The sequence below is a fragment of the Pseudomonas sp. MF6394 genome (assembly GCF_002018845.1).
Taxonomy (GTDB): domain Bacteria; phylum Pseudomonadota; class Gammaproteobacteria; order Pseudomonadales; family Pseudomonadaceae; genus Aquipseudomonas; species Aquipseudomonas lactis.
On sequence record NZ_MVOJ01000008.1, the window covers coordinates 60,149 to 77,448 of the forward strand.

The window sequence follows — 17,300 nt, forward strand, 5'->3', positions numbered from 1 at the left end:
TGCTTCCCTGAGCCGGAATTGAACTCTATATTGAACTTGTAATGAGTTATGTTTATCGGCGATTGAACCCGTAAAAGCACACTATTAGGGCGAAAGATGGCTGTCAAAACAAATATTGACATGGTGTCAATTATGCGTGAAGGCTTGTCCAACGGGCAGGGCGTGAAGTACAAGCGCCTGTCCGATGTGATGGAACGGGGCATCCTCGAAGGCTTGATTGAACCGGGACGAAAACTGCCGCCCCATCGGGTGCTTTCCGACAATTTAGGCGTGACCATCGGCACCATCAGCCGGGCCTACGGTGAGCTGGAACGCCTGGGCCTGGTGGTTGCACGAGTCGGTGACGGCACTTTCGTGCGCAAGCGTGGGATGGAGCGCCAGCGTGATGAGGGCTTTCGCAATTTCAGCGAGGAGCCGCGCCAGTACTTCGACATGAGCCGCAACATGCACATTCCCGGGCAAGAGACGGTATTTCTCGCCCAGAGCTTCCAAACCCTGTCGACCAACGCCAAGTTCCTCCAGGACATCAGCGCCTACACCCCCGACGCCGGCCTGCCGCGTTACCGTGAAGCGGGCGCGCAATGGCTGGTGCAGCGCGAGTTTCATCCGATTCCGGAGCAGGTCATCTGCGTCAACGGCGGCCAGCACGGCTTGCTGTGCGCCATGATGGCGTTGCTGCGCGCTGGCGATACGGTGGTCACCGAGCAGTTGACTTACCCCGGGCTGATTACCGCTGCGCGTATGCTGGGGGTGCGGCTGATCGGCCTGGAGATGGACGAGGAGGGTGTGCTGCCCACGGCGCTGGATGAGGTCTGTCGTAATCACCGGATTTCGGCGTTGTATTGCACGCCGACTATCCAGAATCCGACGACCGCCGTGTTATCGGTTGCGCGCCGAGAAGCCTTGGCCAGGGTGTGTCGCGAACATAACCTGCTGATTCTGGAGGACGAAGCCCACGGTGTGCTGGTGGAGGACCGTCCGCCGCCCCTCAGCTATTTCGCGCCTGAACGTACGATTTTGATCAGCAGCCTGAGCAAGGCGGTGTCGGCCGGTTTGCGGGTGGGCTACGTGCATGCGCCACCGGCACTGGTCAGCCGCATCTCGGCGGCGATCCGTTCGACCTGCTGGATGGCCACACCTGTGACCTTGGAACTGGCGACCCAGTGGATCGAAAACGGCACGGCAGAATATTTGTTGCGTCAGCAGATCAACGAGATCAGTCGGCGCAAGACGCTGGTCGAAGATTTATTGACCGGCCTGGCCTATCGCACTCACCTCAACAGCCCGCACTTCTGGATCGAAGTCCCCGAGCCCTGGCGGGCCTCGGAAATCGAGGCAGAGCTCAAGCAGAACAATTACCTGATCGCCACCGCCGAGGCGTTTGCCGTGGGGCAGACGGCGGTGCCGCAGTTTATTCGGGCAAGTATCTGCAACACGTCGAGCGATGATCAATTATTGCGCGAGGGGTTTGATGCGCTGGCGACGGCGTTGGGGCAGGGGGGCGGGCGGTTTCATCTGTGAGACCGCGTTATCGTTCTTCGCGAGCAAGCCCGCTCCCACATTAGACCGAGATCCTGCTTTGGAATACGGTCAAAATGTGGGAGCGGGCTTGCTCGCGAAAGCGCCAGTTCAGGCAATACAACTATTTGAATCTGCGCTCCACACCCTTCTCCACCAAAATCTTCGCCGAAATCTCTTCCACCGAAAAATGCGTGGAATTGATGTGCGCAATATTCTCGCGGCGGAACAGATTTTCTACTTCACGCACTTCAAATTCACACTGGGCATAGCTGGAGTAGCGGCTGTTGGGCTTGCGTTCGTTGCGGATGGCGGTCAGCCGGTCCGGGTCGATGGTCAGGCCGAACAGCTTGTGTGAATGCGCGCGCAAGGCGGCGGGCAGGGTCAGGTGTTCCATGTCGTCTTCGGTCAGCGGGTAGTTGGCCGCACGGATACCGAATTGCATGGCCATGTACAGGCAGGTCGGGGTCTTGCCGCAACGCGATACGCCCACCAGGATCAGGTCGGCCTTGTCGTAGTAGTGGGTGCGGGCGCCGTCGTCGTTGTCGAGGGCGAAGTTCACCGCCTCGATACGCTCCATATAGTTGGAGTTATGCCCGATGGAGTGGGACTTTCCGACGGAATAGGACGAATGTTCACTCAACTCCTGTTCCAGCGGCGCCAGGAAGGTAGAGAAAATGTCGATCATGAAACCATTCGACGTTGCGAGAATCTCACGAATGTCTTGATTGACGATGGTGTCGAAAATGATCGGGCGAAAACCGTCTTTTTCAGCCGCCAGATTGATTTGTTGTACCATGGCCCGCGCTTTATCCACGCTGTCTATATAAGGCCGGGTGAATTTGGCGAAGGTAATGTTTTCGAACTGCGCGAGCAGGCTCTGACCCAATGTTTCGGCTGTAATGCCGGTGCCGTCGGAAATAAAGAAAGCAGATCGTTTCATTTGAGCCCTGGGCCTTAAGCTGATGGCGAATCTTGGATATGATAGGCGCGATTTTGCCGTCCCGCAGTGGGCTGCATTCTCACTTATTTTCCAGGTCCAGGCCACAAGCGCTGGCGTTAGCTCCTACTGAGCAACCCGCGTCCTGAGCTTTTCCAACACAGAAAGTGGAGAGATCACCTTGGTAGAGTACGTAGTTTCCCTCGATAAGCTCGGCGTCCATGATGTAGAGCATGTGGGGGGCAAGAACGCATCCCTCGGCGAGATGATCAGTAATCTTGCAGGCGCTGGTGTCTCGGTGCCCGGTGGTTTCGCCACCACGGCCCAGGCTTACCGCGACTTCCTCGAGCTGAGCGGCCTCAACGCCCAGATCCACGCCGCGCTGGACGCCCTGGACGTCGATGACGTCAACGCCCTGGCCAAGACCGGCGCCCAGATCCGCCAGTGGATCATGGAAGCCGAGTTCCCCGAGAAGCTCAACGAAGAAATTCGCACCGCCTTCGCCACCCTGTCCGCCGGTAACCCGGACATGGCCGTTGCCGTGCGCTCCTCGGCCACCGCCGAAGACTTGCCGGACGCCTCCTTTGCCGGCCAGCAGGAAACCTTCCTCAACATTCGCGGCGTCGAAAACGTGATCCGCGCGGCCAAGGAAGTGTTTGCCTCCCTCTTTAATGACCGTGCGATTTCCTACCGCGTACACCAGGGTTTCGACCACAAGCTGGTGGCCCTGTCTGCCGGCGTGCAGCGCATGGTGCGTTCGGAAACCGGCACGGCCGGCGTGATGTTCACCCTCGATACCGAATCCGGTTTCCGTGACGTGGTGTTTATCACCGGCGCCTACGGCCTGGGCGAAACCGTCGTACAAGGCGCGGTCAACCCGGACGAATTCTACGTACACAAGGGCACCCTCGAAGCGGGTCGCCCGGCCATCCTGCGCCGTAACCTGGGCAGCAAGGCCATCAAGATGATCTACGGCGACGAGGCCAAGGCCGGTCGCTCGGTTAAAACCGTTGACGTCGACAAGGCAGAGCGCGCGCGTTTCTGCCTCACCGACGCTGAAGTCAGCGAGTTGGCCAAACAAGCGATGATCATCGAAAAGCACTACAAGTGCCCGATGGACATCGAGTGGGCCAAGGACGGTGACGACGGCAAGCTGTACATCGTGCAGGCGCGCCCGGAAACCGTGAAGAGCCGCACCTCGGCCAACGTCATGGAACGCTACCTGCTCAAGGAAACCGGCACCGTGCTGGTGGAAGGCCGTGCCATTGGCCAGCGCATTGGCGCAGGCAAGGTGCGGATCATCAAGGACGTGTCCGAGATGGACAAGGTCCAGCCGGGTGACGTACTGGTTTCCGACATGACCGACCCGGACTGGGAACCGGTGATGAAGCGCGCCAGTGCCATTGTCACCAACCGTGGCGGGCGTACCTGCCACGCGGCGATCATCGCTCGTGAACTGGGGATTCCGGCCGTCGTGGGTTGCGGCAACGCCACCCAACTGCTCAAGGATGGCCAGGGCGTGACCGTGTCCTGCGCCGAGGGCGATACCGGCTTTATCTTCGAAGGTGAGCTGGGCTTCGATATCAAGCAAAACTCCATCGACGCCATGCCCGACCTGCCGTTCAAGATCATGATGAACGTCGGCAACCCGGACCGCGCCTTCGATTTCGCGCAATTGCCGAACGCCGGTGTGGGCCTGGCCCGCCTGGAGTTCATCATCAACCGCATGATCGGTGTGCACCCCAAGGCACTGCTGAACTATGACGGTCTGCCGCTGGACATCAAGGAAAGCGTCGACAAGCGCATCGCCGGCTACAACGACCCGGTAGGGTTCTACGTCGAGAAGCTGGTCGAAGGCATCAGCACCCTGGCTGCGGCGTTCTACCCGAAAAAGGTCATCGTGCGTCTATCGGACTTCAAGTCCAATGAATATGCGAACCTGATCGGCGGCAAGCTCTACGAGCCAGAAGAAGAAAACCCGATGCTGGGCTTCCGCGGTGCCTCGCGTTACATCAGCGAAGCCTTCCGTGACTGCTTCGAGCTCGAATGCCGTGCGCTCAAGCGCGTGCGCAACGAGATGGGCCTGACCAACGTCGAGATCATGGTGCCGTTCGTGCGCACCCTGGGCGAAGCGAGCCAGGTGGTGGACCTGCTGGCCGAAAACGGCCTGACCCGTGGCGAGAACGGCCTGCGCGTGATCATGATGTGCGAATTGCCGTCCAACGCCATCCTGGCTGAAGAGTTCCTGGAGTTCTTCGACGGTTTCTCCATCGGCTCCAACGACCTGACCCAGTTGACCCTGGGCCTGGACCGCGACTCGGGGATCATCGCCCACCTGTTCGACGAGCGTAACCCGGCGGTCAAGAAGCTGTTGGCCAACGCCATCCAGGCCTGCAACAAGGCTGGCAAGTACATCGGTATCTGCGGCCAAGGCCCTTCGGACCACCCTGACCTGGCCAAATGGCTGATGGAACAGGGAATCGAGAGCGTTTCGCTGAACCCCGATTCCGTGCTGGAAACCTGGTTCTTCCTGGCTGAAGGCCAAGCGTCCGCCTAAGATCGCCTGGTCAAAAGTGCCGGTCACTCGTTGCGGGTGACCGGCATTCTTATCTGTACAGGGCGGGAATCCTTGCGGACGCCGCCCTTTTTTGTGCAAGAGCATTATGCAAAGCAGCAGCAATCTATTTCCTGTCGCCCTGATCAGCGCTGAACGTCGTGGCGACCTGAGTGAAGATGTCTATCGGCTCAAACCCGGTAACAGCCCGGACGGCACCGTCGAGCTGGCGGTGACCCGTTTGGGCCTGGCCGATGTCCCGGAAAACCGGGGCACGCCGATTATTTTATTGCATGGCAGTTTTTCCAATCGGCGTTTCTGGTATTCGCCCAAGGGCATCGGCCTGGGGGCCTACCTGGCGCGTCGCGGATTTGATGTGTGGATCCCGGAAATGCGCGGCCATGGCTTGTCCAAGCGCAATCACGACTACGCCAGAAACCGTGTCGCCGATTACGCGCGCTACGATTTGCCGGCTGTGGGGGCGTTTGTGTCTGAGCAAAGCGGGCAGGTTCCGCACTGGCTCGGGCATTCCCTCGGCGCCACCACCTTGGCTGCGGCCTTGGGCGGGCAGCACTTGGATGCATCTGCGGTGGCATCGGTGGCGTTGTTCGGCTGCCAGGTCAGTCGTAACCATTGGCCGTTGAAAATCCCACCGGTGCAGTGGGGTGGGCGCTTTATTCTCAAGCGCCTTGGCCACCTGTCGGGCCCGCGCTTCAAGCGTGGGCCCGAGGACGAACCGGCCGGGGTGATGATCGAGGCGATGCGTTGGAACGGCCTGTTCGGCCGGTTTGGCGATGCCGAGCATGACTGGTGGAAAGGCTTGGCGCAGGTCGATGTGCCACTGTTGGCAGTGAGCGCAGCGGGCGACCGGCAAGACCCGGACTGGGCCTGCCGCAAGCTCTTCGAGCAAGTGGGCAGCGAGCATCGCCAGTACCTGTGCCTGGGGCGTCAGCAAGGTTTCAGCGAGGATTTCGGGCATGTGCAGATGCTGGTCAGCAAAGCCGCCCAGGCCCAAGTGTGGCCTTTGGTCGAGCGTTGGTTGAACGACCCGCTGACACCTTTATTCGGCCCGCAGCCCGAGGTGGCTGCAACGGTTTGACGAAACGCTCTGCCAGGGGCGTTTCACTCTTGAAGGGTTGCGGCTAAGATATGACGCGCCAGGCGCTTCTGGTCATATTCAGTCGCGTAACGTGTATTGCGTTGCGCTGATCGTGGTTTGATCATGGCCGCCGCCAAGGCGCAGGCACTTAAAGAATGCCTGTCGCGGGGCGTTTTCTTGATGTACACCGTGGATGTTCGACCTCTTCTTTGATGACAGGAGTTTCTCGATGAACCATTACGTGACCCCCGACCTGTGTGACGCCTACCCGGAGCTGGTGCAGGTAGTGGAGCCGATGTTCAGCAACTTCGGCGGACGAGACTCCTTTGGCGGCGAAATTGTCACCCTCAAATGCTTCGAGGATAACTCCCTGGTCAAGGCGCAGGCTGACCTGCCGGGCGCTGGCAAAGTGCTGGTGGTCGACGGTGGCGGTTCCCTGCGCTGCGCGCTGCTGGGTGACATGATTGCCGAGAAAGCCGCGAAAAACGGTTGGGAAGGGCTGGTGATCTACGGGTGTATCCGTGACGTCGACGTCATTGCCCAGACCGACCTGGGTGTGCAGGCCCTGGCCTCGCATCCGAAAAAAACCGACAAGCGCGGCCTTGGCGACCTGAACGTGGCGGTGACATTCGGGGGCGTGACGTTCCGCCCCGGTGAGTACATTTACGCCGACAACAACGGGGTGATCGTGTCGCCCAGCCCACTGAAAATGCCTGAATAAACTGCCGTAACCGATTGGGGTGAGGATGTTCGAAGAAGAAAACGCGCAATGGGGGCTGGTGCATGCCCTGGTGCTGGACGGTAAAGGTGGTGCGCGTTCGATTGCCCGGACTGAGCTCGACGATCTGCAGTTGCAGCCCCAGGAAAGCCTGTGGCTGCACTGGGATCGCAGCCATCCTCAAACCCAGACCTGGCTGCGTAAATCCAGCGGCCTGAGCGAGTTTGCCTGTGACCTGCTGCTGGAGGAGAACACTCGCCCACGCCTGTTGCCGCTGCCGGACGCCGAATTGCTGTTGTTTCTGCGCGGGATCAACCTCAACCCAGGCGCCGAGCCCGAAGACATGGTGTCGGTGCGCATCTTCGCCGCTGCCAACCGAGTGATCTCGTTGCGTTTGCGCCCCTTGCGCGCCACCGATGAGTTGCTGGTGCAACTGGCAGACGGTAAAGGCCCCAAGACCGCATCCGAGCTCATCCTTTATATGGCTCAGTACCTGACCAATAAAGTGCAGGATCTGGTCGCTGGCTTGTCTGAAATCGTCGATTCCGAGGAAGAAAAGCTCGATGCCGACGAACGGTATACCCCGGAGCATGGCAGCGTTCTGCAGATCCGTCGAAGAGCCGCCGGACTCAAGCGCTTCCTGGCCCCCCAGCGGGATATTTTCGCCCAACTGACACGAATCAAATTGGCGTGGTTCTGCGACGACGATGCCGACTATTGGAATGAATTGCACAACAGTCTGACCCGTTACCTGGAAGAGCTGGAATTGGCCAGAGAGCGCGTGGGGCTTGTGCTTGAGGCCGAAGACCGGCGTTTGAGCCTGCGCATGAACCGCACCATGTACCGCTTCGGGATCATCACCGGGATCTTCTTGCCGATGAGTTTTCTCACCGGTCTGCTCGGTATAAATGTGGGCGGCATTCCGTTCTCTGCCAGCCCTTATGGATTCATGATTGCGTGCCTGTTGATGGTGTCTGTGGCATTGGGGCAATGGTGGTTATTTCGACGATTGCGCTGGGTTTGACCTGAATATGACCTGAACGTAAGAAAGGGCCGATGTGACCCGATGAATTTTACCCTCGTCTTTTAAATCACTTGCGAGAGGTCTCTATGCACGATCCGTTCGAACAGTCTTTGCGTGACATGCTCAATGCTTCGCCATCCAACCGTGATGACGATGCTTGCCTGGGCCGCGTACTGAAAACCGCCAACCGTCAGGTAGGGGCGGGTGACCTGTTCGGTCTGCTCGGGCGTTGGGTGCCGGCATTGATGATGGCCCTGAACAACGGTTCGGCCCATGTGTCACCGGTTTCCCGTCGTAAACCTCTTGCTAGCACTGCTGATAAGGCTGATTGAATATGGAACTTGATCTCTGGACCCAGAGCCTGGTCACCGCGATGACCGCATTGTGGACCAAGGTGGCGAATTTCATTCCCAACTTGTTTGGTGCCCTGGTCCTGGTATTGCTGGGTTTTGTCGTCGCCAAGCTGCTCGATACCCTGCTGTCCAAATTGCTCGCCAAACTGGGCCTCGATCGCCTGATGGCCGGCACTGGCCTGACCAAATTGCTCGGCCGCGCGGGGTTGCAAGTACCGATTTCCACCCTGATCGGCAAGATCGTCTATTGGTTCGTTCTACTTATTTTTCTGGTTTCTGCGGCGCAGTCCCTTGGACTTGAGCGAGTTTCAGCTACGCTCGACATGCTGGCACTGTATTTGCCGAAAGTGTTCGGCGGCGCGCTGGTGCTGCTGGTGGGGGTTTTACTCGCGCAATTGGCCAACGGGCTGGTGCGCGGGGCCGCCGAAGGCGTGGGCTTGGACTACGCGGCGGGCCTTGGGCGAATCGCCCAGGGGCTGGTGATCATCATCAGTATTTCTGTCGCGATCAGCCAGTTGGAGGTCAAAACTGACCTGCTCAACCACGTGATTGTGATTGTTTTGATTACCGTTGGTCTGGCAGTTGCGCTGGCCATGGGGTTGGGAAGCCGGGAAATTGCCGGTCAGATTCTTGCGGGAATCTATGTGCGTGAGCTGTATCAAGTTGGGCAACAGGTGCGTGTGGGCGAGGTCGAAGGGCAAATCGAGGAGATCGGCACAGTCAAGACGACCGTGCTGACCGATGACGGGGAACTGGTGTCGCTGTCTAACCGGATTCTCCTGGAGCAGCAGGTCAGTAGCCGCTAATCCGGCAAATCCTGCTAATGTACGCCGCCGCAAACCCGGGTGACCGGGTTGCAGCGGACATTGACCTGACTGTCGGCACGACTTGTTTTGAATAAAGCCCAAACGCTGTCCACGCGCTATGACCCCCGTGAGCTCTCTGATGAGGAGTTGGTCGCGCGCTCGCACACGGAGCTGTTTCACGTAACACGCGCGTACGAAGAATTGATGCGCAGGTATCAACGCACTCTGTTCAACGTTTGTTCAAGGTATTTGGGGAACGATAGAGACGCGGATGATGTCTGTCAGGAAGTGATGCTCAAGGTGCTATACGGCCTGAAGAACTTCGAGGGCAAATCGAAGTTCAAGACCTGGCTGTACAGCATCACGTACAACGAGTGCATCACGCAGTATCGCAAGGAACGGCGAAAGCGTCGCTTGATGGACGCTTTGAGTCTGGACCCCCTTGAGGAGGCGTCTGAAGAGAAGGCGCCGGCACCCGAGGAAAAGGGCGGACTTGATCGCTGGTTGGTGCATGTGAACCCGATTGACCGCGAAATTCTGGTGCTTCGCTTTGTCGCAGAGCTGGAATTTCAGGAAATCGCTGACATCATGCATATGGGTTTGAGTGCTACAAAAATGCGGTACAAGCGTGCTCTTGATAAATTACGTGAGAAATTTGCGGGCGAGACTGAAACTTAGTGCGTAGCAAATATCTCTTACGTGTAGGCAAGTTCTGTTAGACTTGTCGCCGAGTTGTCCCCCGGTTTGTGGGACTGCTTTACAATCACCAGATGGGGATTTAACGGATGAAACTGAAAAACACCTTGGGCTTGGCCATTGGTTCTCTTATTGCCGCTACTTCTTTCGGCGTTCTGGCACAAGGCCAAGGCGCAGTTGAAGGCGAGCTGTTCTACAAGAAGCAGTACAACGATAGCGTTAAGCACATCGAAGACGGCTTCAACCCAGGCGCTCGCATTGGTTACTTCCTGACCGACGATCTGTCGTTGAATCTGTCGTACGACAAGACCAACCACACCCGTTCGAACGACGGCACTGGCAACCAGAAGATCAAAGGTGACACTGGCAGCCTCGTTGCTCAGTACCACTTCGGTCAGGCTGGCGTTGATAGCCTGCGTCCATACGTTGAAGGCGGTTTCGGCCACCAGAGCCGTGGCAACGTGCGCGCTGACGGCCACACCGGTCGCGATCAGACCACTTTCGCTACCATCGGTACCGGCGTGAAGTACTACTTCACCAACAACCTGTACGCTCGTGCTGGTGTTGAAGCTGACTACGGTCTGGACAACGGCAAGTGGGACTACTCCGCACTGGTTGGCCTGGGCGTGAACTTCGGCGGTAACGCTGGCGCAGCTGCTCCAGCTCCTACCCCAGCACCAGCTCCAGAGCCAGTTCCAGAGCCAGAAGCTCCGGTTGCTCAGGTTGTTCGTGTTGAGCTGGACGTTAAGTTCGACTTCGACAAGGCCGTTGTTAAGCCTAACAGCTACGGCGACGTTAAAAACCTGGCCGACTTCATGGCTCAGTACCCAGCTACCAACGTAGAAGTTGCTGGTCACACTGACTCCGTAGGTCCAGACGCTTACAACCAGAAGCTGTCCCAGCGTCGTGCTGACGCTGTTAAGCAAGTCCTGGTTAAAGACGGCGTTGCTCCTAGCCGTGTAACTGCTGTTGGTTACGGCGAATCCCGCCCAGTTGCTGACAACGCAACTGAAGCTGGTCGCGCTGTTAACCGTCGCGTAGAAGCGTCGGTTGAAGCTACCGCTCAGTAATTACTGAGTAGTAAAGAAAAGCCCGGCTCAGGCCGGGCTTTTTTTCGCCTGGGATTTGCCTCAGGCGCTTGCCGCAGCGGCGATGCTAGCCATCTGTGCGGCGCCGGCAACCTGGCCAATCACCAGGATGGCCGGGCTTTTGAGTGCAAAGGCTTTTGCAGCTTCATGCATGGCCGCCAGCGAGCTGCGGCATTCGCGTTGTTGGGGCAATGAAGCGTTTTCGATCATTGCCACTGGCATATCCGCAGCCATGCCGCCGTTGAGCAGCTGTTCGCGGATTTCGTCCAGCTTGGCCACGCCCATATACACCACCAGCGTGGTGCCTCCCTCCGCCAGCGCACGCCAGTTCAGGCTGCTGTCATCCTGGGTATGCGCGGTGACCAAGGTCACTCCACGGCTCACGCCACGCAAGGTCAACGGGATATCGCACTGGGTCGCCCCGGCCAGCCCTGAGGTGATGCCATTGACCAATTCCACCTCGACGCCACGCTCGCGCAGCCAGGTTGCCTCTTCGCCACCGCGGCCAAAAATACATGGGTCACCGCCTTTAAGGCGTACCACGCACTTGCCCTGGCGTGCATAACGCAGCATCAGGCGGTGAATAAACTCCTGCGGGGTAGAGCGGCAGCCGCCGCGCTTGCCGACGGTAATCACCCGGGCGCTGGCGCAGTGTTCCAGTACTGCCGGGTTGACCAAGTCATCAATCAGCACCACGTGCGCTGCCTGCAGAGCCCGGACCGCTTTGAGGGTCAGCAACTCCGGATCACCCGGCCCTGCGCCTACCAGCCATACTTTTGCGCTCATGTTGTTCCCCTTACACACTGATGGCGATTGGCTGCGGGTTGCTGGCCAAAAGACGTTTGATTTCCGGCACGCAGGAGCCGCATTGGGTGCCGCAGCCCAGTGCCTGTTTGAGGCCATCCAGGTCCAGGCCGCTGCCGATACCAGCACACACGGCGTTTTCGCTGACGTTTTTGCAGTTGCACACAATCTTGTTGCTGGCCGTGTTACCGCCCGGTGGCGCGCTCAAGGGCGCCAGCAACCAGCGCCGCAGTTGCTCGTCGGCGCGGCCTTCCAGCCACAGGCTTTGCAGCCAGTGACGGGCCAGGGTTTCGCCGGCCAGGCGCAGGGCGGTGATGCGGCCTTTCTCGATTTTCACGCGCTTGCCGATTGAGCGGCGCGGGTCGTCATAGGCCATTACCGGGCCGTCGTTGAGGCCCAGCAGGTGGTCGATGCGGGTCAACAGTTGCAGGTCGGGCGCCTCGGTATGCGCGGCGCGCACCAGCAGCGCGGGGCGTTCACGGCCGGCCAGGCTCAGGCTGACGTAGGCAAAGGTTTCACACAGTGGGCGCAACGCTTCGAAGTGCTGCTGCACATCGCCTTCGATCAGCGCAAACAGCTGCCATGGCAGTTGCACTGCTTCCAGGCGCACGCCGCTGTGCTTGAGCTCCGGCTGCTTGGACAAAGGGTCGAACGCCGGTTGCGTGAGGGTATTGACGCCGCCCTTGAGAAAGCGGTCGCCCCAGTGCATGGGCAGAAACGCTTGGCCGGGGCGCACACTGTCATCGCTGCCCACCGCGACGATCACGCTGCCGCGACGGCTTTTCAGGCTGACCAGGTCACCCTCTTTGAAACGGTGACGGCGCAGCTCGTCCGGGTGCAGGCTCAGCAACGCCTCACTGACGTGCCCGAACAGCTGGGCGGCGGTGCCGGTGCGGCTCATGCCGTGCCACTGATCACGCAGGCGACCAGTGATCAGGGTCAACGGGAATCGCGCATCGCGCTGTTCCTTGGCGGCGCGATAAGGCTCGGCGACAAACCGCGCCCGCCCACTGTCAGTGGGGAAAATACCGTCGGTGTACAAGCGCGACGTACCCGCCTGCGCACCCTCGGGAAACGGCCACTGCTGCGGGCCGAGCCGGTCGAGCAGGGCATGGCTGATGCCGGACATATCCAGGTCACGGCCTTGAGTCAGTGGCTTGAATTCATCAAACAGCTGCGCCGCTTGTTCAAAGGCGAACAGGCTCGGCAACCCCGGACGCAGACGGCGCTCCAGGCGCTGGGCGAAATCCACCGTGATCGCCCAGTCCGCGCGTGCTTCACCCGGTGGGTTGATGGCGCGGCGCACGTGGGAAATACGCCGCTCGGAGTTGGTCACCGTGCCGTCTTTTTCACCCCAACTGGCGGCGGGCAGTAGCAGGTCGGCATAGGCGGCGGTTTCGGTGGTACGAAACGCTTCCTGCAACACCACGAACGGGCAAGCGGCCAAGGCGGCGCGCACCGCGTTCTGGTCGGGCAGCGATTGGGCTGGGTTGGTACAGGCGATCCACAACGCCTTGATCTTGCCAGCCTGCACCTGTTCAAACAGTTCGATGGCGGTAAGGCCGGTGTTCGCGGGCAGTTGTTCCACGCCCCAATAGGCCGCCACTTCAGCGCGGTGTTCAGGGTTGGCCGCGTCGCGGTGGCCCGGCAGCAAGTTGGACAGGCTGCCGGTTTCGCGCCCACCCATGGCGTTCGGTTGGCCGGTCAGGGAAAACGGCCCGCAGCCCGGCCGGCCAATGGTCCCCGTGGCTAAATGCAGGTTGATCAGTGCACTGTTTTTGGCGCTGCCAGCGGTGGATTGGTTAAGCCCCATGCACCACAGCGACAAAAAGCTGCTGGAGGTGCCGACCCACTGCGCACACAGGCGCAACTGTTCGACGCTGATGCCGCACAACTGCGTGACCATCTGCGGCGTGTAGTCATGCACCAGGCGCTTGAGTTCGGCCAGGCCGTCGGTGTGGGCCTGGATAAACGCGCGGTCGACCCAGTCTTCCCACAGCAACAGATGCAAAATCCCGTGGAACAACGCCACATCCGTGCCCGGCAAGATCGCCAGGTGCAGGTCGGCCAAGTCGCAGGTGTCGGTACGGCGAGGGTCAATCACCAGCACTTTCATCTGCGGGCGCTGCGCCTTGGCTTGCTCCAGGCGTCGGAACAATACCGGGTGGGCGTAGGCCATATTGCTGCCGACGATCATCACGCAGTCGCTGTTTTCCAGGTCTTCATAACTGCACGGCGGTGCATCGGCGCCCAGGCTGCGCTTGTAGCCGACCACCGCCGAAGACATGCACAGCCTAGAATTGCTGTCGATATTGTTAGTGCCCACCAACGCCCGCGCCAACTTGTTGAAGCTGTAGTAGTCCTCGGTCAGCAGTTGCCCGGAGATATAGAACGCCACACTGTCGGGCCCGTGTTCGGCAATGGTATCGGCGAACACGTTGGCCGCGTGCTCCAGGGCGGTGTCCCAGTTGGTGCGAGTGCGTGCCAGTGCTTTGCCCAAGCGCAATTGCGGGTAAAGCGCACGGGCGCTCAAGTCGCCGGTCAGGTGCAGGCTCGCGCCTTTGCTGCACAACTTGCCGAAGTTGGCCGGATGGCTGGGGTCGCCTTGCACCCCCAGGATCTGTTCGCCGTCATGCTCGATCAGCACGCCGCAGCCCACCCCGCAATAACAGCAGGTGGACGCGGTGGTCTGACGGTTCATCAACCCGCGTCCCGCAGGGCCAGCATCACCCGGCCGTTTTCGACCCGGGCCTGATGATGGTGGGCACAGCCGATATCCGGGGCCTGGGCTTGGCCGGACTCAAGGTCGATCTGCCAGTTGTGCAGCGGGCAGGCCACCCGCTTGCCGTAGATCAAGCCTTGGGATAGCGGCCCGCCCTTGTGCGGGCAGCGGTCGTCGAGGGCAAAGACTTCATCGTCACTGGTGCGAAAAATCGCAATGTCACCTTTGGGCCCGCTGATGATGCGCGAGCCCAAGGCGTTGATTTCGTCGAGGGCGCAGATATCCAGCCAGTTCATAGCGAGACCTCCAGGTGTTTGACAGGGATCACGTCGAATTCCTTTTTCAGCAGCGGCTGTTCCAGGCGTTCCTTCCACGGGTCCTGCTCGAATGACAACGAGAACTGCAAACGCTCATTCAGGGCCTGGCGGCGCGCCGGGTCTTCCAATACGGCCTTCTTGATATGCTCCATGCCCACCCGCTGCAGGTAGTGCACGGTGCGCTCCAGGTAGAAGGCTTCTTCGCGGTACAACTGCAGGAACGCGCCGTTGTATTCGCGCACTTCTTCGGCGGTTTTCACCTTGACGAAGAACTCCGCAACTTCGGTCTTGATCCCGCCGTTGCCGCCGATGTACATCTCCCAGCCCGAGTCGACACCGATAATGCCCACATCCTTGATGCCCGCTTCCGAGCAGTTGCGTGGGCAACCGGAGACCGCCAACTTGACCTTGTGGGGCGACCACATATTGAACAGGTCATGCTCCAGCTCAATGCCCAGTTGCGTCGAGTTCTGCGTGCCAAACCGGCAGAACTCGCTGCCCACACAGGTTTTGACGGTGCGGATGGATTTGCCATAGGCATGCCCGGACGGCATATCCAGGTCCTTCCATACCCCTGGCAAGTCCTGCTTCTTGATACCGAGCAAGTCAATGCGCTGGCCGCCGGTGACCTTGACCATCGGCACGTTGTACTTGTCGGCCACATCGGCGATGCGGCGCAGCTCCGAAGGATTGGTCACGCCGCCCCACATCCGTGGCACCACAGAATAGGTGCCGTCTTTTTGAATATTGGCGTGGGCCCGTTCGTTGATCAGCCGCGATTGCGGGTCGTCCTTGGCTTCGCCGGGCCAGGTGGAGATCAGGTAATAGTTGAGCGCCGGGCGGCAGGTGGCGCAGCCATTGGGGGTGCGCCAGTTCAAGTAGCGCATGGTGCTGTCGATGGTCAGCAGGTGCTGCTCGCGAATGGCCTGGCGGATCTGCCCGTGGTTGAGGTCGCTGCAGCCGCAGATGGCTTTTTCACTTTTGGGTTTTACGTCGGCGGCGCCGCCTACAGTGTTGATCAGGATCTGCTCGACCAACCCGGCACAGGAACCGCAGGAGCTGGCGGCCTTGGTGTGTTTTTTCACCTCATCGACACTGAACAACCCTTGTTCCTGGATCGCCTTGACGATGGTGCCCTTGCATACGCCATTGCAGCCGCAGACTTCGGCGCTGTCGGCCATGCTCATGGCTTTGTCCTGGCCTTGGTGGCCGACATCGCCGAGTGCATTTTCACCGAACATCAGGTGGTCGCGGATTTCACCGATGGCGTGGTTCTCACGGATCTGGCGGAAGTACCAACCGCCATCGGCGGTATCGCCGTACAGGCAGGCGCCGACCAGGATGTCGTCCTTGATCACCAGCTTTTTGTACACGCCACCAATCGGGTCGGAGAGGGTGATGGTCTCGGTGCCTTCGCCACCCATGAAGTCGCCGGCGGAGAACAGGTCGATGCCGGTGACTTTCAGCTTGGTCGAGGTCACCGAGCCCTTGTAAGTGGCAAAGCCCAATTGGGCCAGGTGGTTGGCGCAGACCTTGGCCTGTTCGAACAAGGGCGCCACCAGGCCATAGGCGATGCCGCGATGGCTGGCGCATTCACCGATGGCGTAGATGCGCGGGTCGTAGGTTTGCATGGTGTCGTTGACCAGGATCCCACGGTTGCAGGGGATGCCCGACTTTTCCGCGAGTTCGGTGTTGGGGCGGATGCCGGCAGCCATCACCACCAGGTCGGCGGGGATGATGTCGCCATTTTTGAACTGCACCGAGCCGACGCGGCCGTTGCCGGCATCGTGCAGGGCCTGGGTCTGCTCGCACAGGCGGAACACCAGGCCGCGACTTTCCAGTTCGGTTTGCAGTAGCTGGCCGCTGGTCTTGTCCAGTTGCCGCTCCAGCAGCCATTCACCGATGTGCACCACCGTCACGTGCATGCCGCGCAGCATCAGGCCGTTGGCCGCTTCCAGGCCGAGCAGGCCGCCGCCGATCACCACTGCATGCTTGTGAGTCTTGGCGGTGTCGATCATCGCTTGGGTGTCGGCGATGTCGCGGTAGCCAATTACGCCCTGCAGGGTATTGCCGGGAATCGGCAGGATAAACGGCGTGGAACCGGTGGCGATCAGCAGGCGATCATACTCGGCCTCGGTGCCGTCTTCGGCGATGACTTTGCGCTTGACCCGGTCGATCTGCACCACCTTGCGGTTGAGCAGCAGCTTGACGTTGTTGTTCAAGTACCAGTCCAGGTCGTTGAGCACGATCTCCTCGAAGGTTTGCTCACCGGCCAGTACCGGCGACAGCAGGATGCGGTTGTAGTTGGTGTGAGGCTCGGCGCCGAACACGGTGATGTCGTACAGCTCGTTGCTCAGCTTGAGCAGTTCTTCCAGGGTGCGAACCCCGGCCATGCCGTTGCCGATCATCACCAGTTTGAGTTTTTTCATGTCGTTCTCCGCAATGGCTCGACAAATCGTGCGCAAACAAAAAAGGCGTCCCCGCTAGTCAGCTAGCGAGGACGCCTTTGTCCTGGTCCCGTTCTCTCGGGAAGCTCGACCCTTCGACGTTGAAGGGGCGGCTATATGTGGGGTGTTGGGAAAGCTAATGCAGCAGCTGTGCCAAGTCCCTATAGCCCCAGTTTTACTGGGCGTTTACACGCAGAACCGGCGGATTCTGCCC

The 17,300-nt window shown here is 59.8% G+C and carries 14 protein-coding genes; 9 read left to right on the plus strand and 5 right to left on the minus strand.

What is annotated here, in order from left to right:
* Positions 1-96: 96 nt before the first annotated feature.
* Positions 97-1,521 carry an aminotransferase-like domain-containing protein gene (locus MF6394_RS10850; protein ID WP_078466669.1) on the plus strand — a complete coding sequence of 475 codons (1,425 nt, stop codon included), beginning with the start codon at positions 97-99 and terminating at the stop codon, positions 1,519-1,521.
* Between the two features lie 121 nt (positions 1,522-1,642).
* On the opposite strand, the gene ppsR is transcribed toward MF6394_RS10850, so the two are convergent.
* Positions 1,643-2,461, minus strand: coding sequence for a posphoenolpyruvate synthetase regulatory kinase/phosphorylase PpsR (ppsR, locus tag MF6394_RS10855; protein WP_003193298.1), 819 nt, complete (start codon positions 2,459-2,461; stop codon positions 1,643-1,645).
* Between the two features lie 178 nt (positions 2,462-2,639).
* On the opposite strand from ppsR, the gene ppsA reads away from it, so the two are divergent.
* The 8 genes from ppsA to MF6394_RS10895 all read left to right on the plus strand — a co-directional run bounded on the left by ppsA (position 2,640) and on the right by MF6394_RS10895 (position 10,778).
* On the plus strand, positions 2,640-5,015 hold the full coding sequence (ppsA, locus tag MF6394_RS10860) for a phosphoenolpyruvate synthase (protein WP_032895796.1): 2,376 nt from the start codon (positions 2,640-2,642) through the stop codon (positions 5,013-5,015).
* A gap of 106 nt (positions 5,016-5,121) precedes the next feature.
* Positions 5,122-6,111: an alpha/beta fold hydrolase gene (locus MF6394_RS10865; RefSeq protein WP_078466670.1), complete on the plus strand. Its 990-nt coding sequence runs from the start codon at positions 5,122-5,124 to the stop codon at positions 6,109-6,111.
* Between the two features lie 229 nt (positions 6,112-6,340).
* A complete protein-coding gene (gene rraA / locus MF6394_RS10870) occupies positions 6,341-6,832 on the plus strand; it encodes a ribonuclease E activity regulator RraA (RefSeq protein WP_003193293.1) in 492 nt (163 codons plus the stop codon).
* Between the two features lie 25 nt (positions 6,833-6,857).
* Positions 6,858-7,853 (plus strand): zinc transporter ZntB, encoded by a 996-nt coding sequence (locus MF6394_RS10875; protein ID WP_014719487.1) that lies wholly within the window; start codon positions 6,858-6,860, stop codon positions 7,851-7,853.
* A gap of 86 nt (positions 7,854-7,939) precedes the next feature.
* On the plus strand, positions 7,940-8,185 hold the full coding sequence (locus tag MF6394_RS10880) for a hypothetical protein (protein WP_003193290.1): 246 nt from the start codon (positions 7,940-7,942) through the stop codon (positions 8,183-8,185).
* A gap of 2 nt (positions 8,186-8,187) precedes the next feature.
* Positions 8,188-9,012 carry a mechanosensitive ion channel family protein gene (locus tag MF6394_RS10885; RefSeq protein ID WP_003193288.1) on the plus strand — a complete coding sequence of 275 codons (825 nt, stop codon included), beginning with the start codon at positions 8,188-8,190 and terminating at the stop codon, positions 9,010-9,012.
* 87 nt (positions 9,013-9,099) lie between these two features.
* A complete protein-coding gene (sigX, locus tag MF6394_RS10890; RefSeq protein ID WP_003193286.1) occupies positions 9,100-9,690 on the plus strand; it encodes an RNA polymerase sigma factor SigX in 591 nt (196 codons plus the stop codon).
* A 107-nt stretch (positions 9,691-9,797) separates the two neighbouring features.
* On the plus strand, positions 9,798-10,778 hold the full coding sequence (locus MF6394_RS10895; RefSeq protein ID WP_003193285.1) for an OmpA family protein: 981 nt from the start codon (positions 9,798-9,800) through the stop codon (positions 10,776-10,778).
* A gap of 60 nt (positions 10,779-10,838) precedes the next feature.
* Here MF6394_RS10895 and cobA read toward each other — a convergent pair whose 3' ends face one another.
* From cobA to nirB, 4 genes are read right to left on the minus strand one after another with little or no spacing between them, the layout of a single operon-like run.
* Positions 10,839-11,582 (minus strand): uroporphyrinogen-III C-methyltransferase, encoded by a 744-nt coding sequence (gene cobA / locus MF6394_RS10900; RefSeq protein ID WP_047711569.1) that lies wholly within the window; start codon positions 11,580-11,582, stop codon positions 10,839-10,841.
* 10 nt (positions 11,583-11,592) lie between these two features.
* Positions 11,593-14,301, minus strand: coding sequence for a nitrate reductase (locus MF6394_RS10905; RefSeq protein ID WP_078466671.1), 2,709 nt, complete (start codon positions 14,299-14,301; stop codon positions 11,593-11,595).
* Entirely contained in the window at positions 14,301-14,618 is a 318-nt protein-coding gene (nirD, locus tag MF6394_RS10910; RefSeq protein ID WP_003193279.1) for a nitrite reductase small subunit NirD, read from the minus strand. Before nirD ends, MF6394_RS10905 begins: the two co-directional genes overlap by 1 nt.
* Positions 14,615-17,068 (minus strand): nitrite reductase large subunit NirB, encoded by a 2,454-nt coding sequence (gene nirB / locus MF6394_RS10915; RefSeq protein ID WP_044275100.1) that lies wholly within the window; start codon positions 17,066-17,068, stop codon positions 14,615-14,617. Before nirB ends, nirD begins: the two co-directional genes overlap by 4 nt.
* Positions 17,069-17,300: the final 232 nt, after the last annotated feature.

Coding starts and splice junctions, on each gene's coding strand:
- MF6394_RS10885 (WP_003193288.1), top strand. CDS start 8,188: ATGGAACTTGATCTCTGGACCCAGAGCCTGGTCACCGCGATGACCGCA.
- MF6394_RS10895 (WP_003193285.1), top strand. CDS start 9,798: ATGAAACTGAAAAACACCTTGGGCTTGGCCATTGGTTCTCTTATTGCC.
- MF6394_RS10905 (WP_078466671.1), bottom strand. CDS start 14,301: ATGAACCGTCAGACCACCGCGTCCACCTGCTGTTATTGCGGGGTGGGC.
- cobA (WP_047711569.1), bottom strand. CDS start 11,582: ATGAGCGCAAAAGTATGGCTGGTAGGCGCAGGGCCGGGTGATCCGGAG.
- nirB (WP_044275100.1), bottom strand. CDS start 17,068: ATGAAAAAACTCAAACTGGTGATGATCGGCAACGGCATGGCCGGGGTT.
- rraA (WP_003193293.1), top strand. CDS start 6,341: ATGAACCATTACGTGACCCCCGACCTGTGTGACGCCTACCCGGAGCTG.
- MF6394_RS10880 (WP_003193290.1), top strand. CDS start 7,940: ATGCACGATCCGTTCGAACAGTCTTTGCGTGACATGCTCAATGCTTCG.
- MF6394_RS10865 (WP_078466670.1), top strand. CDS start 5,122: ATGCAAAGCAGCAGCAATCTATTTCCTGTCGCCCTGATCAGCGCTGAA.
- MF6394_RS10850 (WP_078466669.1), top strand. CDS start 97: ATGGCTGTCAAAACAAATATTGACATGGTGTCAATTATGCGTGAAGGC.
- ppsR (WP_003193298.1), bottom strand. CDS start 2,461: ATGAAACGATCTGCTTTCTTTATTTCCGACGGCACCGGCATTACAGCC.
- MF6394_RS10875 (WP_014719487.1), top strand. CDS start 6,858: ATGTTCGAAGAAGAAAACGCGCAATGGGGGCTGGTGCATGCCCTGGTG.
- nirD (WP_003193279.1), bottom strand. CDS start 14,618: ATGAACTGGCTGGATATCTGCGCCCTCGACGAAATCAACGCCTTGGGC.